Source organism: Pseudomonas sp. NBRC 111131 (genome assembly GCF_001320525.1).
Classification (GTDB): domain Bacteria; phylum Pseudomonadota; class Gammaproteobacteria; order Pseudomonadales; family Pseudomonadaceae; genus Aquipseudomonas; species Aquipseudomonas ceruminis.
On record NZ_BCBH01000053.1, the window covers coordinates 1 to 22,482 of the forward strand.

At 60.3% G+C, this 22,482-nt stretch carries 18 protein-coding genes and 3 pseudogenes; 10 read left to right on the forward strand and 11 right to left on the reverse strand.

The window, feature by feature from the left end:
• Positions 1-216: 216 nt before the first annotated feature.
• Positions 217-1,653, forward strand: a complete 1,437-nt coding sequence (locus APH34_RS26950; protein WP_054903675.1) for an IS1182 family transposase — start codon at positions 217-219, stop codon at positions 1,651-1,653.
• Positions 1,654-1,931: 278 nt separating this feature from the next.
• On the opposite strand, the gene APH34_RS26955 is transcribed toward APH34_RS26950, so the two are convergent.
• Positions 1,932-2,921, reverse strand: coding sequence for a zinc-dependent alcohol dehydrogenase family protein (locus APH34_RS26955; RefSeq protein ID WP_009681981.1), 990 nt, complete (start codon positions 2,919-2,921; stop codon positions 1,932-1,934).
• Between the two features lie 140 nt (positions 2,922-3,061).
• Between APH34_RS26955 and APH34_RS26960 the strand changes: the two genes are divergently transcribed.
• Positions 3,062-3,958 (forward strand): LysR family transcriptional regulator, encoded by an 897-nt coding sequence (locus APH34_RS26960; RefSeq protein WP_016486908.1) that lies wholly within the window; start codon positions 3,062-3,064, stop codon positions 3,956-3,958.
• Between the two features lie 175 nt (positions 3,959-4,133).
• On the forward strand, positions 4,134-4,331 hold the full coding sequence (locus APH34_RS29810) for a hypothetical protein (RefSeq protein ID WP_009681688.1): 198 nt from the start codon (positions 4,134-4,136) through the stop codon (positions 4,329-4,331).
• Positions 4,332-4,947: 616 nt separating this feature from the next.
• Here APH34_RS29810 and APH34_RS26970 read toward each other — a convergent pair.
• Positions 4,948-5,250, reverse strand: a complete 303-nt coding sequence (locus APH34_RS26970) for a putative quinol monooxygenase (protein WP_009681687.1) — start codon at positions 5,248-5,250, stop codon at positions 4,948-4,950.
• Between the two features lie 768 nt (positions 5,251-6,018).
• On the opposite strand from APH34_RS26970, the gene APH34_RS30480 reads away from it, so the two are divergent.
• The 3 genes from APH34_RS30480 to APH34_RS26980 all read left to right on the forward strand — a co-directional run bounded on the left by APH34_RS30480 (position 6,019) and on the right by APH34_RS26980 (position 7,774).
• On the forward strand, positions 6,019-6,327 hold the full coding sequence (locus APH34_RS30480) for a helix-turn-helix domain-containing protein (protein ID WP_371263330.1): 309 nt from the start codon (positions 6,019-6,021) through the stop codon (positions 6,325-6,327).
• A 66-nt stretch (positions 6,328-6,393) separates the two neighbouring features.
• On the forward strand, positions 6,394-6,579 hold the full coding sequence (locus APH34_RS29065; RefSeq protein ID WP_037031229.1) for a hypothetical protein: 186 nt from the start codon (positions 6,394-6,396) through the stop codon (positions 6,577-6,579).
• A 211-nt stretch (positions 6,580-6,790) separates the two neighbouring features.
• The gene (locus tag APH34_RS26980; protein ID WP_009681685.1) at positions 6,791-7,774 is read left to right on the forward strand and encodes an LLM class oxidoreductase; all 984 of its coding nucleotides are present in this window, start codon (positions 6,791-6,793) and stop codon (positions 7,772-7,774) included.
• 55 nt (positions 7,775-7,829) lie between these two features.
• On the opposite strand, the gene APH34_RS26985 is transcribed toward APH34_RS26980, so the two are convergent.
• The gene (locus APH34_RS26985; RefSeq protein ID WP_009681684.1) at positions 7,830-8,801 is read right to left on the reverse strand and encodes a zinc-binding alcohol dehydrogenase family protein; all 972 of its coding nucleotides are present in this window, start codon (positions 8,799-8,801) and stop codon (positions 7,830-7,832) included.
• Between the two features lie 109 nt (positions 8,802-8,910).
• On the opposite strand from APH34_RS26985, the gene APH34_RS26990 reads away from it, so the two are divergent.
• Entirely contained in the window at positions 8,911-9,801 is an 891-nt protein-coding gene (locus APH34_RS26990) for a LysR family transcriptional regulator (protein WP_009681683.1), read from the forward strand.
• Positions 9,802-9,821: 20 nt separating this feature from the next.
• Here the strand turns inward: APH34_RS26990 and APH34_RS26995 are convergent.
• Positions 9,822-11,027: pseudogene (locus APH34_RS26995) on the reverse strand (cation:proton antiporter); the annotation flags it as partial.
• Between APH34_RS26995 and mobH the strand changes: the two are divergent.
• Positions 11,020-12,539: pseudogene (mobH, locus tag APH34_RS27000) on the forward strand (MobH family relaxase); the annotation flags it as partial. The pseudogenes APH34_RS26995 and mobH overlap by 8 nt on opposite strands.
• 80 nt (positions 12,540-12,619) lie before the next feature.
• Here the strand turns inward: mobH and APH34_RS27005 are convergent.
• From APH34_RS27005 to frmR, 7 genes and pseudogenes are all read right to left on the reverse strand, one after another.
• A complete protein-coding gene (locus tag APH34_RS27005) occupies positions 12,620-15,271 on the reverse strand; it encodes an excinuclease ABC subunit UvrA (protein WP_016486904.1) in 2,652 nt (883 codons plus the stop codon).
• Positions 15,272-15,296: 25 nt separating this feature from the next.
• Positions 15,297-17,162: a Na+/H+ antiporter NhaA gene (gene nhaA / locus APH34_RS27010; RefSeq protein ID WP_016486903.1), complete on the reverse strand. Its 1,866-nt coding sequence runs from the start codon at positions 17,160-17,162 to the stop codon at positions 15,297-15,299.
• A gap of 60 nt (positions 17,163-17,222) precedes the next feature.
• Entirely contained in the window at positions 17,223-18,536 is a 1,314-nt protein-coding gene (locus APH34_RS27015; RefSeq protein ID WP_016486902.1) for a replication-associated recombination protein A, read from the reverse strand.
• A 164-nt stretch (positions 18,537-18,700) separates the two neighbouring features.
• Positions 18,701-19,222 (reverse strand): annotated as a pseudogene (locus APH34_RS27020) (DUF3422 family protein); the annotation flags it as partial.
• Between the two features lie 182 nt (positions 19,223-19,404).
• Positions 19,405-19,803 (reverse strand): VOC family protein, encoded by a 399-nt coding sequence (locus APH34_RS27025; RefSeq protein WP_009681673.1) that lies wholly within the window; start codon positions 19,801-19,803, stop codon positions 19,405-19,407.
• 43 nt (positions 19,804-19,846) lie between these two features.
• Positions 19,847-20,956, reverse strand: coding sequence for an S-(hydroxymethyl)glutathione dehydrogenase/class III alcohol dehydrogenase (locus APH34_RS27030; protein ID WP_009681672.1), 1,110 nt, complete (start codon positions 20,954-20,956; stop codon positions 19,847-19,849).
• A gap of 59 nt (positions 20,957-21,015) precedes the next feature.
• Positions 21,016-21,291, reverse strand: a complete 276-nt coding sequence (gene frmR, locus APH34_RS27035) for a formaldehyde-responsive transcriptional repressor FrmR (RefSeq protein WP_007182548.1) — start codon at positions 21,289-21,291, stop codon at positions 21,016-21,018.
• A gap of 172 nt (positions 21,292-21,463) precedes the next feature.
• Here frmR and APH34_RS27040 point away from each other — a divergent pair, with 172 nt between their 5' ends.
• Complete coding sequence (locus APH34_RS27040; RefSeq protein ID WP_009681671.1) at positions 21,464-21,676, forward strand: DUF2945 domain-containing protein; 213 nt, start codon at positions 21,464-21,466, stop codon at positions 21,674-21,676.
• Positions 21,677-21,774: 98 nt separating this feature from the next.
• A complete protein-coding gene (locus APH34_RS27045) occupies positions 21,775-22,365 on the forward strand; it encodes a DUF488 family protein (RefSeq protein WP_009681670.1) in 591 nt (196 codons plus the stop codon).
• Positions 22,366-22,482: the final 117 nt, after the last annotated feature.

Genomic DNA, 22,482 nt, shown 5'->3' on the forward strand with positions numbered 1-22,482 from the left:
GGTTTTCGAAATTGTTGCGACTGCAGACGGCAATTCATCCAGCCGCCCTAGGGTCTGCTTGTAATGGCTGCGACTGCCTGAACAATCTACATGAACAACTTAGGAATGGCATTCCAGCCACGGGGACAGCTTGCAGGGCTGCTATCGACCCAGGCTGTGTGAAAACGCCTGCGATTGTCTAACCTTCTGACCGTCGAGATCCTGGCGGGGACGGTCATGAAGCGATTCATCGAAGGTGAGGCTCGGACGCAAGTCACGTTGCTGCCGGAGTGCCTGGACGATTACGTCACCGAAGAAAACCCAGTTCGGGTAGTCGACGTTTTCGTCGATGAACTCGACCTTGGAGCACTCGGGTTCGACGGTGTCGATCCTGCGGCAACGAGTCGCCCGGCGTACCATCCAGCCGTGCTGCTAAAAATCTACATCTATGGCTATCTCAATCGGATTCAGTCCAGCCGCCGGCTTGAGCGTGAGGCAGAGCGTAATGTCGAGTTGATGTGGCTAACGGGCCGATTGGCGCCTGACTTCAAAACGATTGCCGACTTTCGTAGAGACAACGGTAAAGCCATTCGCAGCGTCTGCCGACAGTTCGTAGTGCTTTGCCGCAACCTCAATCTCTTCTCCCAATCGATCATCGCCATCGACGGCAGCAAATTCAAAGCCGTGAATAACCGCGACCGCAATTTCACTCAAGGCAAAGTGAAGGCGCGCATGCAGCAGGTCGAGCAGAGCATCGACCGCTATCTAGCAGCAATGGATTCAGCGGATCGGGCAGCGCCGGAAGTGGCCGAAGCCAAGACTGAGCGGTTGAAAGACAAAGTCGAAAAACTGAAACAGCAGATGCAAAAACTCAAGGACATCGAGGCGCAGCTTCAAGCGAGTTCCGATCAGCAGATCTCACTTACCGATCCAGATGCCCGTTCAATGGCCACAAGCGGCCGAGGCTCCGGCACAGTTGGGTACAACGTACAAACAGCAGTTGACGACAAACACCATCTGATCATTGCCCATGAGGTGACCAACGTTGGTAATGATCGCGGGCAACTGAGCAACATGGCTAACCAGGCACGGGAAGAAATCGGTGCTGAGCCGCTGACGGTGGTTGCTGATCGAGGCTATTACAAAGGCCCGGAAATCCTTGCTTGCGAGCAAGCTGGCATCACCACCTTTGTACCTAAACCCCTGACATCGAGCAGCAAAGCGGAAGGCAGATTCGGCAAGCAGGACTTCATCTACATTGCTGCTTCGGACGAATATCGATGCCCTGCGGGCCAGTTGCTGACGCGCCGGCATTCCTCAGTGGAAGACGGCATGCTACTGCACTGCTACTGGTTTTCAGGATGCCAGAGCTGCTCCATGCAGAAGCAGTGTACGACCGGTAAAGAGCGGCGATTAAAGCGCTGGGAGCATGAAGCCGTAGTCGAAAAGGTGCAGATTCGATTGGAGCATGATCCGGGGAAGATGAAGGTTCGCCGGCAGACGGTGGAGCATCCCTTTGGCACGATCAAATTCTGGATGGGAAGTACGCACTTCCTGACCAAAACCCTGCCGAGGGTAAGCACCGAAATGAGCCTTCACGTGCTCGCCTACAACCTCAAACGAATGATGAGCATCTTCGGTATCGCAGGTTTACTTGAGGCGATCAGGCCTTAAACCCCGCTGTTTGCTGGCCCGCAAACAGCTATATGGGCCGCTGACGCGGCCCATATAGTGCTGCAAACGTCTTTTTCGCTGGGTGAGCTATTCGCACTCTCGCGTGCTGATCCCACAGACAGTCAGCTCGACTATGGGTTTTTGATGTGTTTACTGCGTTTTCACACAGCCTGGACCCAAAGCGGACGGTCTCGGCAGGCTGTTACGGCCAAAAGCGGTCATCAGGGCTGGCTTGAATCGGGGCCGAAGGATTACGCTCTCAGCCCCATAATTGCTGGTCAGACAGTTACCACGATCTTGCCGATCTGCTGATTGGCTTCAAGGAAACGATGGGCATCCTGGATGTCGCTAAGTGTGAATGTCTTTGCGATGATCGGGCGCAACGCACCGGACTTCAACCCTTGCAGAATAAAAGCCTTTGCTCTCTCTAGGGCTTCAGGGTCGGCCACAATCTCTGCGTAGAGATAGCCCTTCAAAGTCAGGCTTTTGCTCAGCACGGTAAACAGTGGGAATGGTGTCGGTTCAGAGCTAAGTGCGCCGTACTCCAGCAAAATTCCGCCCCGCGCCATGCTCTGCGTGAGAGGTTCAAAGGACGGCCCGCCTACAGGATCGAATACAACGCGAGCGCCTTGACCGGCAGTTATCGTCATAACACGCTCGACGATATCCTCTTCATCGCTGACGATGACATGCGCAGCGCCTGCATCAAGTAGGGCTTGCTTCTTCGCGTGAGTTCGAGTGATCGCAATCGATGTGGCGCAGACCATACGAGCCATTTGGAAGGCGGCCAAGCCAACACTGCTTGACGCTGCGGTAACGATGACAAAATCGCCCTGCCGTAGCTTCGCCTGTTCAATCAATGCCCCCCAGGCGGTGACGTACTGCATCCAAGACGCCGCAGCCTCTTCAAAGGACAAGTTCTCAGGGCTCTTTACCACCAGGTGGGCCGGTACATTGGCCAACTCGCCGTAGGTGCCCCAGCGAGTAATATCCAGAGGTGGGATCAGAGCGACCGAGTCACCAATCGTGATCTCGGTTACGTCGCTCCCAACTGCCGTTACGATGCCTGCGGCCTCGTAGCCTAAGCGGCTGGGGAACTCCGCTTCTTGTAGGTATGCGTGATTGCGGAACATCACTTCGGCTCGGTTCAAGCCAATGGCTTTAACACTAATTTGCACCTCGTTTGCTGCTGGTGCCGATACTTCCAGATCTTCCAGCTTCAGAACGCTGGCGTCACCGTATTCATGAATTCTGACAATGCGTGCCATCATAGATATCTCGTTTATCAATGGGCCTCGACGTACATCCGGAAGGTATCCGGGCACTCGAAAGGTGACGAAAATTTAGTCATTGGTTGGCGCTAGATAAAGGCCTACGATGGCGCATTACTAGAAACAGAGTGTTTATAATGGATCGCCTGACCCAGATGGCTACGTTCGTCAAAACAGTTGAGCTGGGTTCATTCAGCGCCGCTGCGGACGACCTGAATCTGTCCCCTCAATTGGTAGGGAAACAGGTGAAAATGCTCGAACAACATCTGGGTGTTTCCCTGCTGCACCGGACTACGCGCAGGCAAAGCCTCACCGACTTCGGCAGGGCGTTCTACCCGCGAGCAAAACTGATCCTTGCAGACATGCAGTCTGCCGAGAGCCTGGCTGCCCTCACTCGGGGCACACCAAGCGGCCGCCTTCGCATCAACGCGCCGGTCACGTTCGGAATTCGCACGCTTTCGCCACGCCTGCTGGAATACATGGTTCGGTATCCTCAGGTGTCTGTTGACCTAACGTTATCGAACGAACTGGTCGATATCGTTGATGATGGTTACGACGTGGTATTTCGCATCGGCGAGCTGGCGAGCAGTGGGTTGAAGGCATTGCCACTGGAGCCCTATCAGATGGTTTTATGCGCTGCGCCGTCCTATCTTGCACGTCGCCCTCCCATCATCAATCCGTGGGATCTACAGCAGCAGGAATGTCTGGGGTTTACCTATTCTGATGGCCGCTCACACTGGAGCTTCGACAGCCCGGGGGGGCGTATAGATGTTCCTATTACAAGCAAATTAACGATCAATCAAGGTGATCCACTGCTGGCAGCGGCTGTAGCTGGTCTAGGCGTGGTTCTACAGCCGATAGAGTTGGTTAGCGATGCACTGCGCGATGGGACACTGGTGCGTCTGTTGCCGCAGTACCCGGTGCCCAATACCGCAATGCACATCCTCTATGCCCCTGACCGAAGAATGACTCCAAAGCTGCGCAGCTTCTTGGAGTTTGCGCGTGAGGCTTTTGGGCAGCAAGGCCCTCTCTAACGCACGAAAATCAATGTCTGCGCTATCCGGTATTCGTAAAGGACGACGATTACCGTGGCTCACCGGATATGACCAAGCCCCCTTGCTGAGGAAGTACCTGCTGGAGCACTTCGCGGCGGAAGTCGAAGAACTGAAAGACGCCATGTTCGTTGGCTTGGGGCCGTAGGTCCAGAGCGTGCTGGACCGCCTGATCCAGGAGCGGGTTCTGAATCCCGACCGGGTGATTGCCGGCATGCTGCACCCCTCCGGAAACTGCACCTACCGGATCAACTACCTCATCGGCGACAGAAGCGCGCTGGTCCCGCACGCCACCAGCCCTGTGCCTTACCACCAGGTCCGGCGAGCATTTCGGGAGCGGTTCGTCACCGCCTGATCGAACGTCGGATGAGTGGATGCTAACGCGGGTTCAATTCCCAAACGGGAATAGAACTGGCGCCCTGCCTGATGCGCTCGGTTGGTGACCCGACCAGGGCAGAACTGGTAGGATTGCGGGCATCAAGGGCCGGATTCCGCACCTTTCCGCAGGAGTTTGCAGCGGTCGCAAGGCGCTGAGTTACATAGGTTTGGCGCAGGGTTCCACCCCACCGAGCCCCTGCAGGAGTTCGAATCGTTACACCCCCCCCCAGAAACCCTCACTAGCCCGCACGGCCCGATGCTAGGTCGTTGATTTTCAACAAATCGCTCGATCGATCCGCGCTTGCGGACTGCGGACTTCCAATGGGCCGGAAATCTGGCTCGCCCAGACGGCTCTCGGTACCGACACGTTGCAAACAGTCGGTACTTCTCGATAACTACCCGACGAATCGGAACATCACAGCCAGCCCTGATGTTGCCCCTGCTTGCTGACGCAGCTTGGAAGTTCTGGCTGCAATATTGCCCCCCGTCGCTGTGGAAGGAGCTCCTTGGGCAAGTGCAATCGAGGGGGGATCGCTGCGTAGAGCTTGTGCCCCCATCCTGCAGCGTGACCTGATTGGGTCAAGGCCGGGTTGTCATGCAGGCAGCTTGGCTGCAAGCAGTTCGACCTTCTCGATATTGGGCGGAGAACTGAGCAAGGTCGCGGCGTTGGCCATCAAGGCCACGGCGATCTGGCCGTTCAGATGTGCTTGGCGACCTGCCTCATCGGCAAAGGCATCGAACACACCGAACGTCGAAGGGCCAAACTTCAATGCGAACCAGGCAGTGGTGCCGGACTCGGCGTTGGCGAGCGGCAGTGCGCTGGCCAGGAAGTCGGCAAGCGCAGCCTCCTGGCCGGGTTTGGCTTCGAGGCGAACAAACAGGGCGAGCTTGGTCATACTGTAATCCTTTGGGTAAATGGGTTAGGTGAATGGATCGACGAGCCTGCAGTCTAAGTCGTCATGACAGCCATCTCTATAGACAATAATGACAACATTGATATCATTGTTGCCATGAAACTCCACATCCTTGTTTGTGACGGCGTGTTTGATCTGGGGCTTGCGGCGCTCACCGACACAGTGGGCTTGGCCAATGCGATGGCGGGCTCGCTGCCACAGGCTCCCGCGCACATAGAGCTCACGCTGGTGGGCGTTCGGCGTCGCATCCGAACTGCGCAAGGCTTGACGGTCCCCGTGGTCCCTGCGCGTGGTGTGCCGGAACCAGACGTCGTGCTCGTGCCCGCGTTTGGTGACAAGATGCCCGACACGCTCTCGGCTCGGCTCACACGCCCCGACGTGCCCGATGCGGTCGCCGTGCTACAGCAGTGGTCCACCGCTGGCGCGCACCTTGGTGCCGCTTGCTCCGGTAGTTTCTTGCTTGCAGAGAGTGGCCTGCTTGATGGGCATCGTGCGACGACGTCATGGTGGCTGGGGCCGATGTTTCGGCAGCGCTATCCGAACGTCACGCTGGACGAGTCACGCATGATCGTGAACTCGACACGCTTCACTACCGCGGGTGCCGCTTTGGCCCACGTCGACCTGGCCTTGCGCATCATCCGGGAGCGCAGTCCGGCGCTGGCGGCACTGGTGGCACGCTATCTGCTGGTCGAGGCACGCAGTTCGCAAGCCGAGTTCGTGATTCCCGACCACCTTGCGCATGCCGACCCGATGGTGGAGCGCTTCGAGTGCTGGGCCAGAAGTCAGCTCGCGAAGGGGTTCTCGCTGGCGGAGGCGGCCAGTGCCGCGGGCACAAGCGAGCGCACCTTGGCGCGGCGGCTGCAAAGCGTTTTGGGCAAGACACCGTTGTCGTATTTCCAGGACCTGCGCGTGGAGCATGCCGTCCATCTCTTGCGCACCGGAAACGCGAGCGTCGACCAAGTCGCCGCACAGGTCGGGTACTCGGATGGGGTGACCCTGCGGGTCCTGTTGCGCCGCAAGCTGGGCCGGGGTGTCAGAGAGTTGCGACGCGGTGGATGACCAGAGGCGTTTGGTGTATACACGGCTGGAGACCGCCGAGAAACTGACGCAGGCCAAACGGCGCATTTGGACCTGACAAAACTACTGCCCGCCACGGCGCGCAAGCTCCAGTTTGACCCCGGACAAAGTTTTGCTGGCAATGTCGTGGTTGAGCAAATCAATACCTTGATTGAGCAACGCTGTGCACTGACGATTCGGCGGCTCACCGACCCCGCCGCCGACAATGACGCAGCCGCCGAGCCCACCGTTTGAACTACCGTGCGGACACGGGTTCGATTCAGGGTTTGGGAATTGAACCTACATCCCATCGCAGACGAGTTTGATGCCCGTTTCCGGCGACCAGCATGGCTGAGAAACCTGCTTGCAGGTCTACAATCGGGCAGGCTTTACGATCGAGTTCGCAATGGTTCGCAGCAGCTCGTTGCACTTCTATTGCGTGGTTCTCCCATTGAGGAAGATTAGAATGTATCTGCCGAGCACGATTCCTAATCAGCAGCATCGAGGGTTCAGCCGAACCTTCACTCCGGGTCATTTGAGCCTGGGATTGTTCTTCCCTTTGGAGGCCTTCGGTGGGGACATTCCGAGCATGCTCAACCAGGTCGCATTGGCCAAACGAGCAGAGGAGCTGGGCTTCTCCGCGCTTTGGTTTCGCGACGTGCCTCTTCGGGACCCTAATTTCGGCGATGTCGGCCAAGTCTTCGATCCCTGGGTTTACCTGGGCTATATGGCGGCTCATACGTCAGAGATAGCGCTTGGCAGCGCATCCATTGCCATCCCTTTACACCATCCTCTGCACACGGCCAAGGCGTCAGCCAGCGTCGATCAGTTGAGCGCAGGTCGCTTGATTCTGGGCGTAGCCTCCGGCGATCGCCCAGTGGAGTTTTCAGCCTTTGACGTCGATCCCGAAAGGCGCGGAGAAGTCTTTCGAGAGCACTACGAGGTGATTCGCCGAGCCTACAGCACCAGCTTCGAACCCATCCGCTGGAGCGGTGGTAAGCTGCGCGGCGCAGACCTCATTCCGAAACCCACAACCCAAGTGATTCCGATGCTCGTGACCGGACATAGCCGCCAGTCACTGGATTGGATCGCGCGCGAAAGCGCCGGATGGGTCAACTATCCACGCGCGCCGAAAATGCAGCGACTGATCGTGGAAGATTGGCGGATGGAGGTCATGAAGCAATGTGGTTCCGTCTATAAGCCCTTCACTCAGTCGCTTTACATCGACCTCAGTGAGAACCCGTCCACGCCGCCCACTCCCATTCATTTGGGGTTCAGGCTCGGACGCGACCACCTCCGGGCTTTGCTGGAGTCGCTTGAGGAAATCGGGGTGGACCACGTTATCCTCAATCTCAAGTACGGAAAGCGCCCTGCGGCGGACGTCATTGAGGAACTGGGCACTCACATCGTTGCGCAATTCGGAGTAAAGGCGCGTCCTGGAGCAAATTGATCCGCCGGCCGCGTCCAAGCCCGGCCGAGGTGGTGCGGCTCAATAGGCTGAATGATCAGGCCGATACCTGTTCAAGGAATATCAGTTGCAACGGCTCTTGCAGCAGATCATCTGCCGTGGCGGCAAAGCGCTGAAAGTAAGGCATCGAAAAATGCGCATCCAGCGCCGCCTGATCCCTGAAAGCCTCGCGCATGTAGAAAGTGCCCTGCTCGTCACGCTGCTCGAACAACACATAATCGAGATTGCCCGGCTCTGCGCGGGTCGGCTCTATCAGCGTCAGCAATTCTTCTTTCAATGCCTGTTCTTTGCCTGCCTTGGCCTTGAGCACGGCAATTGATACCAAGTGTTGTTCGGTGTGGGTTAGGCTGGCGACATAGTCGATCTCCGGCACACCGAGCGCTTGCAACTGTGCGAGCAGTGGCTGGCTGTGATCGATCACGTGATGCGCGCCCAACTGCCGCACCCAATCAGCGGTTTCCTGGCGTGAGGCGGTACCAATGACGGTAAGGCGGGTCAACTTTCGGGCCAGTTGCACCAGCATCGAACCGACGCCGCCAGCCGCTCCAGTGATCAACAGGCACTTGCCCTCCCCCGTACCCTCGACGACACCGAGCCGGTCAAACAACAATTCCCAGGCCGTGATCGAGGTCAATGGCAACGCTGCCGCATCGGCGGCACTCAATGAATGAGGCTTGTGCCCGACGATCCGCTCATCGACCAAATGGAATTCGCTGTAGCTGCCGGTGCGGGCAATCGAGCCGGCATAGAACACTTCATCGCCCGGCTGAAACAGCGTCACTTCAGCGCCGACCTCGCGGACAATGCCTGTGGCGTCCCAGCCGAGGATTTTCGGTTCTTTTGTGAAAGTTCCGGCGCGCACCTTGGTATCCACCGGATTCACTGATACCGCGCGAACTTCGACCAGTAGATCCCGAGGGCCAGGCGTGGGCCGCGGGAGACTGATGTCGATCAATGCTTGTGGATTGTCGATGGGCAAAGCGTGCTGGGTAAAGCTGATGGCTTTCATGGAGACTCGCTGTCGAAGGGTTGATGCATTCACTTGCGGCAATCTTCGACTTCCCATGGACAAAGAAAAACAAGCAGAATGCGCCAACACTTTCACTTCAGGAGTGAAAATGATCCGCATCGATGATCTTGGTTTATTCATCCGCAGCGCCGCGCTGGGCAGTTTCACCGCAGCGGCGCTGGAGGTTGATCTGCTGCCTGGTCAGGTCGCAGCCGCCATCAAACGTCTGGAGCGCGAACTGGACGTGCGCCTATTCGCCCGTACGACGCGCAGCCTGCGATTGACTGCCGAGGGCGAGCAATATCTGCCCACCGCCCACTCAGTGCTAGAGACCCTGCAGCAAGGCAAGGAAAACCTGCGGGGTGAGAACGCCACGCTGCGGGGCGTGCTGCAAGTGACAGCGCCGTCCGATCTGGGGCGCAACATACTGCTGCCGTGGCTGACGCTGTTCCGCCGTCAGCATCCTGAATTGACGTTGCGTTTTTTCCTGTCGGACCAGATGGCCAATCTGTTTCGCGACCCGGTGGACGTGGCGATTCGCTACGGTCCAAATGAAGACGCCAACTACGTGGCACTGCCGCTTGCACCTCGGAACCAGCGGGTGCTGGTTGCCTCGCCGGAGTATGTGCAACGCTGCGGTTCTCCCCAAACACCGGATGACTTGAGCAAGCATGCCTGCCTGCTCTATCTGCAAAATAGCCGAGTCTACGACAAGTGGAACCTGGGCGGTCAAACCGTGCAGGTTTCGGGACCGTTGTTCAGCGATGACGCCGATGTCGTGCGGCGCTGGTCATTGGAGGGTGAAGGTATCGCCTACAAATCCTGGCTGGATGTCAGTGCAGATATCGCCGCAGAGCGTCTGCTTGTGCTGCTGCCGGATTATCCTGGCGAAGCGTCACCGTTGAGTCTGGTGTGCCCGCATCGCAAGCAGATCAGCCCTGCGGTTTCTCAGCTTCACACGTGGCTGAGTAGCCAGTTTTCTGCTCTGAAGCGCAGGTGAACCGATCCTGTGATTGATGCTCACTGAGCATCCCGCGCTTCATGGTTCGGCGGATCAATGCGTTCAATATTCCCCAATACCAGCGCTCGCCCGGCAAACAGGCCGCCTGCTGTTTCCAAGGCAAAACGTTCGGCGTCGCGTTTGCGCACTTCCTCGATCACTGCGTCGGCTTCGTGCTCAGACGCACCCAGAGTCAGCACGGCCTGACCACCGAGCAGCAGGGCGGCCTCAAAGGTATCCCGTACTATGTAGTCGGCATCGTGTTTGACTAATTCCAGCGCATGTTCGCGGTCAAAAGCGCGCACCACCAATTTCACCTGCGGGCAGTAGTGCCGAGTACTTTCGACAATGCGTGTCGCGGCTTTCTTATCATCCACACAAATAATGATGGCGCGGGCGTGATGGGCACCAGCAGCGTGCAATATTTCATGGCGGGCACCATCGCCGTAATAGACCTTGAATCCATAGGGTGTCACGGCGCGGATGACCTCCGGATTTATATCAATGATGGAAATTTTCGCTCCCTGGGCGAGCGGTGCCTGGCAGGCAATCTGCCCCACTCGGCCAAAACCGATGATGAGTACATTGCCTTGCAGGTTGTGTGCGGCTTCCACACCGTCCATGGAAACGGTCTGTACGCGCGCAAAGCGTTTGTACAGCAATACAGTCACCGGCGTAATGGCCATGGAGAGCACCACAATAGCCGTCATATTGGCGCTAACTTCAGGACTGATGACCCTGAATTTGAGCGCTTCGGCAAACAGCACAAAAGCAAATTCGCCCCCCCCTGCGCCATAAGCACGGCGCGATCCAGTGCGTCGCTATGGCTGCTTTTCGCGAGGTCGGCGCGCGACCTCATAAATGCACAGCGCCTTGACCGTCATCAGCGCAAGCACACCAGAGGCGATGAGCATCCAGGCCTTGTCCACCACCTGCAGATCCAACGACATACCGACGCCGAGGAAAAACAGCCCCAGCAGCAGGCCGCAAAATGGCTCTATGTCGGCCTCCAACTGGTGGCGGAAGGTGGATTCCGACAGCAGCACACCAGCAACGAAAGCCCCCATCGCCATTGAAAGGCCGCCGATTTCCATCAGCAGCGCGACACCCAACACAACCAGCAACGCAGCGGCAGTCATGACCTCGCGCGCTTTGGCTCGGGCCAATACCTGAAACAGAGGATTGAGCAGCCACAATCCAATGGCCACCAATGCGCCCAAGGACAATCTGCTGCCCATCGATGCCAGTCCCGAAGACCAGGCGGCGCAGTCCGAAGCCTGGACCGCCGCCGTTGCCTATGCTGCGCTGCTCCACGATATTGGCAAGATCGCCGTCGATCTACACGTCGAACTGGCCGACGGCAGTACTGGCATCCGTGGCATGGCCCGCTGCACCAGGCGTACCGATTTCGCTACCGTGACGACCGCGAATACCGCCTGCACAGCGCCGCAACAGGCTTGCTCTATCGTCAACTGCTCGACCGCCACGTCCTGGACTGGTTCAGCGACTATCCGGCTCTCTGGGCACCGCTGCTCTATGTGCTGGCCGGTCAGTACGAACATGCCGGTGTACTGGGGGAACTCGTCGTGCAAGCAGACCGGGCGTCGGTGGCCCAGGAGCTGGGCGGCGATCCGGCGCGCGCCATGGCCGCGCCCAAGCATGCACTGCAACGCAAGCTGCTGGACGGGTTGCGCTACCTGCTCAAGGAACAGTTGAAGCTGAACCAGCCGGAAGCCTCCGATGGCTGGCTCACCGAGGATAGTTTGTGGCTGGTGAGCAAGACGGTTTCGGACAAACTGCGCGCACACCTCCTGTCTCAGGGGATCGATGGCATTCCTGCGAACAACACCGCCGTGTTCAACGTGCTGCAAGACCACGGCATGCTCCAGCCCACCTCGGACGGCAAAGCGGTCTGGCGCGCGAACATGACCAGCACGACCGGCTGGTCCCATTCGTTCACCCTGTTGCGTCTCGCTCCCGCGCTGATCTGGGAGTCTGGCGAGCGACCAGCACCTTTCGCGTGGCCGGTAGAGATCGACGCGACGCCCGCGGAAAACGACGCCAGCATGTCGGCTCCCGCGCCTTCCGTCTCGGTGAACCCAGCGCAGGGAGGTCAAGAGCCTCCGATTTGGGAGGGCGACAGCACCACCATCGTTTCACCGCCCGCAGCCCAGCCCGTGCCCGACGTCATGGAGGATTTGCTCGCGATGGTAGGCTTGGGTGAGTTGGCCGGCGTTGGCCAGGATGCCGAGGAGTTCCTCCACACCCCCGCGCCAGCAACAGCCGCGACGTCCATTCCATCGCCTGCACCTGCACCCGCGCCTACGCCTGGGCCATCGGCAACGAAGCCATCCGGGGAACAGTTCATGGTTTGGCTGAAGCAGGGAATCGCCTCACGACGGCTCATCATCAATGACGCGAAGGCACTCGTGCATACGGTGAATGACACGGCCTACCTAGTCAGCCCGGGTGTGTTCCAACGCTATGCGCAGGAGCATCCCGAAGTGGCCGCACTCGCCAAGTAGGAGAATCAACAGGATTGGCACTGGGTGCAGAAGCGCTTCGAGAAGCTGCAGCTACATCGAAAGCAGCCCAATGGCCTGAACATTTGGACCTGTGAAGTCACGGGTCCGAGGAAGCCCCGCCGACTGCATGGCTACCTCCTCGAAGATGGGTCCTTGGCACTCGCCGAAATACCGCCCAACACCCCCTATCTTGCTCTGACTCAGGAAGGATGACGCGATTCGGGCATTGATCGCCACCGTCGTGTGGCGACGATCAATGCCCCGCGAAAATTGGCAACATTTGGCGAACTCAGCTACTCGGCCCGCGCCAACTCCTGTGCAAGGAACGGAGCGGTTCTGCTGCCAGACGTTCGGGCCACCTGCTGAGGGGAGCCCGCCACCACGATGCTGCCGCCGGCAGCGCCTGCACCAGGCCCCACGTCGATCACCCAATCAGCCTGGGCCACCGCGCGCATATCGTGTTCGATCATCACTACGGTATTGCCGGCATCGACCAGGCGCTGCAACTGCACCAGCAGCCGGTCGGCGTCCGACGCATGCAGCCCGGTAGTCGGCTCGTCGAGCACGTACAGGCTTCGGCCGCGCTGGCTGCGCTGAAGCTCGGTCGCCAGCTTGATACGCTGCGCCTCGCCACCGGAAAGCTCGGTGGCCGGTTGCCCCAGGCGCAGGTAGCCCAGTCCGATATCGCGCAGCAGTTGCAGTGGCCTTGCCACAGCGTCTTCACCCGCGAAGAATTCGCTGGCTTCGTCCACGGTCATCTGCAGCACCTCGGCGATGTTGCGCCCGTTCCATTGCACCTTCAGCGTGGCCTCGTTGTAGCGTGCGCCATGGCACGTCGGGCACGGCGCGTACACGCTGGGCATGAACAGCAGTTCCACGCTGACGAAGCCCTCGCCTTCGCAGGTCTCGCAGCGCCCCTTGGCGACGTTGAACGAGAAACGGCCGGCGTCATAGCGGCGGCGGCGAGCGTCGGGCGTGGCGGCGAACAGCTTGCGCACGTGGTCGAACAGGCCGGTGTAGGTAGCCAGGTTCGAGCGCGGCGTGCGCCCGATCGGCTTCTGGTCCACCTGCACCAGGCGCTGTATGGCGTCCACATCGCCCGCCAGATGACCGCCAGTCGCTTCGATCACCGCCGGCCCTTCGTTGGTGGCGCTTTCGGCCGCATCGTCTTCCGGCTCGTGGCCCAGGTGCAGCAGCACCAACTCCGGCAGGGCCTGCGCGACGAGGCTGGACTTGCCGGAGCCGGAGATACCGGTGACGGCCGTCAGCACGCCCAGCGGAATGCGTGCATCCACGCCATGCAGGTTGTGGCGGTGGATGCCCTGCAGTTCCAGCCAGCCGGTCGCTTCGCGTGCCCGGCTTCCCGGCGCGGGGATCTCCTCGAACAGATAGCGGGCGGTGCGCGATTCGGCAATCTTGCGCAGGCCATCCGGCTCGCCGCTGTAGAGCACGCGGCCGCCACGCTCTCCGGCATCCGGCCCGACATCCACCAGCCATTGCGCGCGGCGCATCAGGTCCAGGTCGTGCTCCACCACGAATACCGAGTTGCCGGCATCGCGCAGCCGGTCGAGCGCGTCGTATAGGGTCTGGCTGTCGGAGGGGTGCAGGCCCGCCGAGGGCTCGTCGAGCACGTACACGACACCGAACAGCAGGGAACTCAATTGCGTGGCCAGCCGCAGGCGCTGCAACTCGCCGGCCGAAAGCGTCGGCGTGGTCCGGTCCAGCGTCAGGTAGCCCAGGCCCAGCCCACGCAGTTGGCGCAGGCGTGCCATCACGCCACCGGCCAGGCGCTGCGCGGCGAGGCGCTTTTCTTCCGATAGCGCCGAGGTGCGGCGCACGTCGGGCGATACCGCATGGACGGCGCGCCCGGAGGCCGCGCGTTCGGCACGGTCGCGTCGGGTCGCTTCCTTGTCCGTAGCCGCCCCCGCTGCATGGACGCGGAAATCGCCCTGGGCGATGGGTTCGAGCAAGGCCGCCAACTGGTCCAGCGGCATCTGCATGAACGCGCCGATGTCCACGCCGGCGAAGGTGACCGACAGCGCCTCGGACTTGAGCCGCTTGCCGTGGCAGGTGGGGCACGGTTTCCCCTCCATGAACCGGGACACGCGCTTTCTCATCAGCGCGCTCTGGGTATTGGCAAAGGTGTGCAGCACATACCGCCGGGCGCTGGTGAAGGTGCCCATGTAGCTCGGCTCCATCTTGCGCTTGAGCGCGGCGCGGGTTTCGGCCGGCGTGAAGCCCGCGTACACCGGCACCGTCGGTGTTTCCTCGGTGAACAGAATCCAGTCGCGGTCCTTCTTCGGCAGGTCCTTCCACGGTCGGTCAACGTCGTAGCCCATGCTGACCAGGATGTCGCGCAGGTTCTGGCCTTGCCAGGCGGGGGGCCAGGAGGCGATCGCCCGCTCGCGGATGCTCAGGGAGGGATCGGGCACCATGATGGCCTCGGTCACCTCGTACACATGGCCCAGGCCGTGGCAGGTCGGGCACGCTCCCTGCGGCGTGTTGGGCGAAAAATCCTCGGCGTACAGCATCGGCTGGTTGGCCGGATAGGCGCCGGCGCGCGAATACATCATCCGCACCAGGCTGGACAAGGTGGTCACACTGCCCACGGAGGAACGCGCGTTGCTGGAGCCCCGCTGCTGCTGCAGCGCCACCGCCGGCGGCAGGCCGTCGATCGCATCGACGTCCGGCACGCCGGCCTGTTCGATCAGTCGCCGCGCATAGGGGGCCACCGACTCGAAGTAGCGTCGCTGGGCCTCGGCATAGATGGTGCCGAAGGCCAGCGAGGACTTGCCGGAGCCGGAGACACCCGAGAACACCACCAGCGCGTTACGCGGGATGGAGACGTCCACCTCCTTGAGGTTGTTCTCGCGCGCACCGCGCACTTCCACCATGCCGCTGGCCGCAGCAGTACAAGAGGATTCACCGAAAGAATTGTTTGGCAAGTTTTTATCCTTTAGTTCGTCCTGCTCAGGACGGGACTTCCTGAGTTCGGGTGCCGCGGCGGCTGGCTTCGAGCGCTGCGGTGACAGTGCGGGCGTCGTAGCTGCCGCGCAGACGACGACCCTCGACGAAGAACGTCGGCGTGGCGTGCGCACCGCTGGCGACCGCACTGGCGAGGTCGCGCTCGACACGCTCGATCACCGCGGTGCTGTCGAGATCCGCGATGAACCGTTCGACGTCGAGCCCAAGCTCGACGGCGTAGCCGATCAGATGCTCGCGCTCCAGCGCATGCTGACGGGTGAACACGAAGTCCAGCCACGGCCAGAACATCCCCTGGTTCGCCGCTGCCTCGGACGCCCTCGCGGCAATCGGCCCGTGCGGGTGGTGCGGCAGATGGCGCACCACATACCGCAGGTCGTCACCGAAGTGGGCGCGAAGATCGTCCCACGAACCGGTGGCGTGCGCACAGTACGCGCACTCGAAGTCCACGTACTCGACGAGTGTGAGCTGGGCGTCCTCCGGCCCGCGGATGTGATCGATCTCCGGATCGACCGGCGGCTCAAGCACCATCGGCAGGTCAGCGGTCTTCTCACCCCACCGCTGGGCGGCGACCTTGAAGATCAGCCACCCGAGCAACGTGGCGAACACCATCGACACGAGCACGCCGACCGTCGCCTGGCGGCCCAGATCGGAGGTCGTGCCGAACGCGAGCCCGATGATCAGCAGCGACACGGTGAAGCCGATCCCGGACAGCGCCGCCCCACCGAACACGCTCCCCACCCCGACGCCCTCGGGCAGCCGGCCCAGGCCGAGACGGACGGCGACGAGCGTGGTGAGCCCGATGCCCAAGAGCTTACCGAGCACGAGCCCTGCGATGACGCCCCACGTGACTGGCGAGCCAAAGGCCTCGGCGAGCAGCCCGCCACGCACGTCCACCCCGGCGTTCGCCAAGGCGAAGATCGGCACGATCAGCAGCGCCGTCGGCAGCCGCAGGAACTCGTGCAATCGCTCGTTCACCGAGATACCTCGGGACAGCCCGCAGTCCACCGCGCGGGCCGATGCGGCACTCGGCGACTGCCAGAAGTCGCGGAACAGTTGTCTTGCCGCAACGACCCCGTGACGTTGCGTCGCATAGGCGGGGATCAGCAGCCCCGCGGCCATCCCGGCGAGAGAGGCATGGATGCCGGAATACAGGGTTGCGAGCCACAGCACGATCACGATCAGCACATACGGCATTGCCCGCCACTGGCGGGTGCGCCCTAGCCACCACAGCGCAACGAGACTGGCGAGGGCGATCAACAACGGGACGACCCGGATCTCCTCGCTATAGACGATGCCGATGATGGACACGGCGAGGAAGTCATCGACCACGGTCAGGGTGAGCAGGAACACGCGCAACTGACCCGATAGCCGCGGACCGACGATCGCCAGGGTGCCCAGCATGAACGCCGTATCGGTGCCGACCACCGCACCCCACCCGTGCAGGCCCTCACTTCCGGCCAGCCCCACGATCAGGACATACACCAGCGCGGGAAGCACAACACCCGCGACCCCCGCGATCAGGGCGAGACCGGCACGGCTGCGATCCCGGAGCGATCCGTGGGCGAACTCCTGACGCACCTCCAGGCCGATCAGGAAGAAGAAGACGACCATCAGGCCGTCGTTGACCCAGTGATGCAGGTCCATGTGCAGGCCCAGCGGCCCGAAGTCAAACCCGACGTCCAGATGCCACAACTCGAAATAGGCATCGGATAGCGGCGAGTTCGCCCACGCCAGCGCCACGACCGTTACGATCACCAGCAGCACCGCAGCACCAGACTCCGTGCGCAGATAGCGGGCAACGCGTCCCAGGCTGACATTCGCCGAGGATGCACCGAAAGAAGTGGCTGACATGTTCTTATCCTGTTCCTGAAGTTCGTGAAGTCGCGATGAGCCGGTTTCGAAGGCGACCGGTCAGGCGTCCGCCTCTGGCAGCGCCCCATCATCCAGCGAGCGCAGCCAAGTAAGCCTTTCTCCCAGCCTGCGCTCAACACCTCTGTCCGTTGGCTGATACCAGCCCGGCCGCGCCACGCCCTCGGGAAAGTAGCTTTGCCCAGCGGCATAGCCGTTGGGCTCGTCATGGGCGTAGCGGTAGCCTTCGTGATACCCCATCTGCTGCATCAGCTTCGTCGGCGCATTGCGAAGATGGAGAGGCACAGGCAGGGAGCCGCTGTTCTTGACGAAGGCCTTCGCCTTGTTCCAGGCGGCATAGGCAGCGTTCGACTTGGGGGCGGCAGCAAGGTAGGTCGCCGCGTGGGCAATCGGTATTTCGCCTTCGGGGGAACCCAGCCTCTCATAAGCCAGCGCGGCATTGAGCGCCAGTTGCAGCGCCTGCGGGTCGGCATTGCCGATGTCTTCGCTGGCCACTATCACCATGCGGCGGGTCACCTGGCTGACGTCGCCGCTACCGTCAAGGATGCGGGCCAGCCAATACAGGGCCGCATCAGGGTCGGAGCCCCGTAGCGACTTGTGGAAGGCTGAGAGCTGCCAGTAGAACTCGTCACCGCCCTTGTCGAACCTGCGCAGCGATGGACTGGTGGACAGCCTGGCGAACTCGCCATCGACCACGGTCTTGCCAGCGCCCGACGCCGCATTCGTCACCTGCTCAAGCAGATTGAGGAAGCGCCTGCCATCGCCATCGGCAAAGCCCTTGAGCAGATCCAGCGCGTCCGCGTCCAACGTGACGCCCTGGAGATGCGGCAGTGCGCGTTCGTAGGGTTGGTTCAGTTCGTCGCCGGATAGCGGTTCGAGGGTATAGACCTGCGCGCGCGAGAGCAGTGCGGAATTGACCGCCAGCCCCGGATGCTCGGTCGTCCCCCCCACCAGGGTCAGGAGCCCCGACTCGACATGGGGCAGTAGGGCATCCTGCTGCGCCTTGTTGAAGCGATGGATCTCATCGACGAAAAGCACCGTCGATCGACCATGGTTGTCCAGTTCTGCCTGGGCCTCGTCGATGGCTTGCCGGATGTCCTTCACCCCGGCCAGCACGGCCGAGATGGCGATGAATCGGCTGTCGGTCGCACTGGCGGCCAGGCGCCCCAGGGTGGTCTTGCCCACGCCTGGCGGCCCCCAGAGGATGAACGAGTGCAAATTGTCCGCCTCGAACGCGAGACGCAGCGGCTTGCCGGGGCCGAGCAAGTGCCGTTGCCCGACGAATTCGTCCAGCGCCTTGGGCCGCAGGAGTTCGGCCAAGGGGGGCTTGGGCTTTGTCGTGAATAGATCGGTCAAGTTCCTCTCCCTGGCATTTCTGATAGTTGACGTTCCGATAAGGTGGGCACCTCAATCCAGAGAGCCGGATTTATCCAACGCTGTGGGCTCTTTGTCGGCAATCGCATGCATGATGATGCGAGAGCCGCGGTAGCCGATGCTGTGGTTCCATACCCAGCTCAACGCGACGCTGAGCCGTTCTCCACCAGCGAGTAGCACAGGCTGGCAGGATCGAAGCGATCGACCTCCTTCTCCGTTTCCGGCGTCCACGGAAGAAGTCTCAAACGGATGCCGGATACGACCGGGCCGGGAGGAACAAATCCATGCTTGAACGGATTTTCGCCGCACGGCTCTCCCGTCTCGGAATCCAGCGAAGCGCACCAGAGATACGTTGAGAACTCGGTGTGCTTTTCACAGTGCAGGTCTCCCTCATCCCATGTCACGCCGTGAAGCGGCGTAGCGTGGTCGGGCTCGGCAACGCCGAAGCGATGAGACAACTCACTCATCGCCATCTGATCCCTGGCCTGATCGCCTTCGGTCATGAAAGCGAGCTGCAATATGCCGCGGGGGGCCTGAATCAAGAGATACGGGCGCGCATGCACTTCACCCACGGCCGCAGCACGATCGGCATAGGCCGGCATGCCGTACACGGTGGCGGTCAGGGCGGGTTGTACGGTCGTCGTATTGATGTTGGCCGGCTCTTGCATAACGACCTCATTTCTCATTGGTTGAAAAACACACTTCAAAGCAAATGCCCGCAGCCATGCGTTTCGCACATGGCTGCGGGCCGATCTTCATGAGCAGGCACCGCTCTACACGGTCCGTCTAATAGGCTCGCCGTATAGAGGCTTGTGCTGGCCCTTTCAGAACGCCCTCAGCTTCCTTGCTTTCAAACGAAGGTGTACGAGCAGACCTTGTTGCCCGCCGGATCACGCAGGTAGGCCGCATAGGCACCCGGCAGGTGGCCACGCGGGCCAGGCTGGCCCTCGTCGGTGCCGCCTGCGGCAAGGCCGGCGGCGTGGAAGGCATCCACTTCGGCGGGAGTGGCGGCCGCAAAGCCGACCGTCACACCGTTGCTGGAAGGCGCTTCACCATTGCCAGGACGGGCGATGATGAAAGCCGGCTTTTCGCGACCGAAAAGCACCCATCCGTTGCCGAAAGGACCGAGGTTCTTGATGCCGAGAGCACCCAGAGCGGCGTCATAGAACGCGGTCGACTTCTGGACGTCGGCGGCGCCGACGAAGACGTGCGAGAAGATGCCGTCGCCGGAAATGACAGGATTGGACATGGTTAATTTCCTTGGTGGCTGGTGTTGAATGGATAGTGAGTGATCAGTAGTGGATCACCGTGCGAATCGACTTGCCTTCATGCATCAGGTCGAAGGCCTTGTTGATGTCGTCGAGGCCCATGGTGTGGGTGACGAACGGGGCGAGATCGATCTCGCCTTTCATTGCGTCTTCCACCATGCCGGGAAGCTGAGTGCGGCCCTTGACCCCACCGAAAGCCGAACCCTTCCAGGTGCGACCGGTGACCAACTGGAACGGGCGGGTCGAAATTTCCTTGCCAGCACCAGCCACGCCGATGACGATCGACTGGCCCCAGCCGCGGTGGGCAGCTTCCAGAGCCGAACGCATCACGTCGACGTTGCCGATGCACTCGAAGGTGTGATCGACACCCCAGCCGGTCATCTCGATCAGAACCTCGTGAATCGGCTTGTCGAAGTCCTTCGGGTTGAGACATTCGGTCGCGCCGAAGGTACGAGCCAGTTCGAACTTCGCCGGATTGGTATCGATGGCGATGATGCGGCCCGCTTTGGCCTGGCGTGCACCTTGAATCGCAGCGAGACCGATGCCGCCGAGGCCGAAGATGGCCACCGAGTCGCCGGGCTGTACCTTGGCCGTGTTGTGCACGGCACCGATGCCGGTGGTCACGCCGCAGCCCAGCAGGCAGACGTGCTCGGGGTTGGCGTCCGGGTTGATCTTGGCCAGCGAGACTTCGGCGACGACCGTGTATTCGCTGAAGGTCGAGCAGCCCATGTAGTGGTAAAGCGGCTGACCGTTGTACGAGAAGCGAGTCGTACCATCGGGCATCAGCCCCTTGCCCTGGGTTGCACGAACCGCGACACACAGGTTGGTCTTGCCGGACTTGCAGAACAGGCACTCGCCGCATTCGGCGGTGTAAAGAGGAATGACGTGATCGCCAGGCTTCACGCTGGTCACACCTTCACCCACCTCCACGACGATACCCGCCCCCTCGTGACCCAGCACGACCGGGAATAGACCTTCGGGGTCATCGCCCGACAGGGTGAAGGCGTCGGTATGGCAAACGCCAGTATTTGTGATCCTTACGAGCACTTCGCCTTTGCGAGGCGGCTCAACGTCGATCTCGACGATTTCCAGCGGCTTTCCTGGCCCGAAGGCAACTGCTGCACGTGATTTCATGATGTCGCTTCCTTTACTAGCTAACTAAATTTGCCCTCACCGAGGACACCCTGGTGCCTCTACCGCAGATAGGAGCGGACGATAGAGATGGTCTCGTCAATGGACTTGTTCTGCGAATCGCTCCTGATTTCGCTACTGGGAAACTCTTCCCGCAGATAGCTCTCCAGAACCGTTGCCATCAATCCGTTGACTGCGCCACGAACGGCCGCAAGCTGCTGAAGAATTGCAGGACATTCCGCACCTGCATCAAGCGCTTGCTCAAGAGTCGCTACCTGACCTTTGATGCGCCTGATGCGCGTCAGTGCTTGCTTCTTTTCTTCCGGACTGTGTGGCATCGAACACCTCTCTACTTGGGTACACCGCCGCATTATACAATACTCCCCCATAGTATATGCGACCGAAAATCGACACAAGATCTGTGACGCTTCAAAATCGTAGACGTCAGCGGTCTTTACGGTGCCACTATGCCCCTCCCCGTCATGAACGGCACCAGAGGGTTTCATTCAAATGGTCACAAAATTTACGGCAGGCGATCACGTAAGCTGGAATTCGGAAGCGGGCCGCGTGAGTGGTACGATCATCAAGGTGCATACGAAGGACACCGATTACAAGGGCTACACGCGCCACGCAAGCGCCGACGAACCGCAGTACGAAATCAAGAGCGATAAGACAGAACATATTGCGATGCATAGGGGGTCGGCACTGCACAAGATCAGCTGACGACCCACGTCGCGTTCCGCGGATAGAAGAACGGTATCAGCGAGGTAGCTGTCGCCGGAAAACGAAAGCTTTTAAGAAAGAGAAAGGTTACCGAGAAAATGGCTGTCCCAAAAAACGCGGCCGCGGTCACGAAAGTTGTCAGCAAAACTGCTGTCACGAAGCACGATAGCGGTGTGACGATCTGGACGATCGGACATTCAACTCGGCCAATCGATGAATTTCTCGGTTTGCTGAACGAATACCAAATCGAGACAGTCGTCGACGTGCGTCGCTTTCCTGGGTCGAGGAAATATCCGCAATACGGCAAGGAGCAACTCGAAATAACGCTCGCGGAAAACTCTATAAATTATAAGTGGATAGAGGCGCTTGGCGGCCGACGACGTGCTTCACCAAATTCGGTCAATACAGCCTGGCGCAACACGTCCTTTCGTGGCTATGCCGACTACATGGACAGCCCCGAATTCGCACAAGGACTAACTCAGTTGCTGCAGCTCGCTACTAACGCGCGCACTGTCATCATGTGTGCTGAGGCGGTTTGGTGGCGCTGTCATCGTTCGATGATCGCGGACGAGCTATGCGTGCGTGACATTAAGATCATACATATCCTTGACGCCAAACACGAAGTCTTGCACCCAATGACGTCACCCGCACGCATCGTGCGCGGACGATTAACTTACACGCTGCCTTGAGCAGCAGATCGGCAGTACTAGTCTTTCAATACAAAACGCCCGATGCGGTGCATCAGACGTTAGGTTGAAAAAGTTGTAACCCTATTTGAGGACCAGACAGCAAACAAATCGGTCCCC

Excerpts from the sequence above, each read along its gene's own strand:
- APH34_RS27045 (WP_009681670.1), top strand. The coding sequence starts at position 21,775 with ATGGCTGTCCCAAAAAACGCGGCCGCGGTCACGAAAGTTGTCAGCAAA.
- APH34_RS26985 (WP_009681684.1), bottom strand. The coding sequence starts at position 8,801 with ATGAAAGCCATCAGCTTTACCCAGCACGCTTTGCCCATCGACAATCCA.
- APH34_RS26960 (WP_016486908.1), top strand. The coding sequence starts at position 3,062 with ATGGATCGCCTGACCCAGATGGCTACGTTCGTCAAAACAGTTGAGCTG.
- APH34_RS27040 (WP_009681671.1), top strand. The coding sequence starts at position 21,464 with ATGGTCACAAAATTTACGGCAGGCGATCACGTAAGCTGGAATTCGGAA.
- APH34_RS27025 (WP_009681673.1), bottom strand. The coding sequence starts at position 19,803 with ATGTCCAATCCTGTCATTTCCGGCGACGGCATCTTCTCGCACGTCTTC.
- APH34_RS26950 (WP_054903675.1), top strand. The coding sequence starts at position 217 with ATGAAGCGATTCATCGAAGGTGAGGCTCGGACGCAAGTCACGTTGCTG.
- frmR (WP_007182548.1), bottom strand. The coding sequence starts at position 21,291 with ATGCCACACAGTCCGGAAGAAAAGAAGCAAGCACTGACGCGCATCAGG.
- APH34_RS30480 (WP_371263330.1), top strand. The coding sequence starts at position 6,019 with ATGGTGGAGCGCTTCGAGTGCTGGGCCAGAAGTCAGCTCGCGAAGGGG.
- APH34_RS27030 (WP_009681672.1), bottom strand. The coding sequence starts at position 20,956 with ATGAAATCACGTGCAGCAGTTGCCTTCGGGCCAGGAAAGCCGCTGGAA.
- nhaA (WP_016486903.1), bottom strand. The coding sequence starts at position 17,162 with ATGTCAGCCACTTCTTTCGGTGCATCCTCGGCGAATGTCAGCCTGGGA.
- APH34_RS26980 (WP_009681685.1), top strand. The coding sequence starts at position 6,791 with ATGTATCTGCCGAGCACGATTCCTAATCAGCAGCATCGAGGGTTCAGC.
- APH34_RS26990 (WP_009681683.1), top strand. The coding sequence starts at position 8,911 with ATGATCCGCATCGATGATCTTGGTTTATTCATCCGCAGCGCCGCGCTG.
- APH34_RS26955 (WP_009681981.1), bottom strand. The coding sequence starts at position 2,921 with ATGGCACGCATTGTCAGAATTCATGAATACGGTGACGCCAGCGTTCTG.
- APH34_RS26970 (WP_009681687.1), bottom strand. The coding sequence starts at position 5,250 with ATGACCAAGCTCGCCCTGTTTGTTCGCCTCGAAGCCAAACCCGGCCAG.